Origin of the sequence: Myroides sp. LoEW2-1, assembly GCF_009767705.1 — a bacterium.
Classification (GTDB): domain Bacteria; phylum Bacteroidota; class Bacteroidia; order Flavobacteriales; family Flavobacteriaceae; genus Flavobacterium; species Flavobacterium album_A.
Genome location: NZ_WSPP01000138.1, coordinates 1 through 306 on the forward strand (window position 1 = coordinate 1; position 306 = coordinate 306).

A 306-nucleotide genomic window follows, 5' to 3' on the forward strand; every position below is an offset into this window, starting at 1 on the left:
TCCTTAGGTTTTCTAACCCTAGCAGGCATTATAGTGGTATCATAATGCATGGCAAATTTTAATAGTTGCTGATTTAATTCCGGTTCAATACGGTGTGGTTTAATTACTGCTGACTTTAGGTTATCTGGTACAATACAATTAGGTACACCACCAAAATAGTGTAATGCATTTTCAATACTTTTTATAAAATCAGGGGCTTTTTGACTTGCACAAGCCTCTACATAAGTATATTGACTAGCGCCTAGAGTGGCTACAAAAACTTCTACTTTACTAATATTTCCTGTTTGTGGGCATACAATTTCTAAT

General features: G+C 34.6%; 1 pseudogene. It reads right to left on the reverse strand.

Annotated elements, in window-relative coordinates:
* Positions 1 to 306 (reverse strand): annotated as a pseudogene (locus GOQ24_RS08845) (DDE-type integrase/transposase/recombinase); the annotation flags it as partial.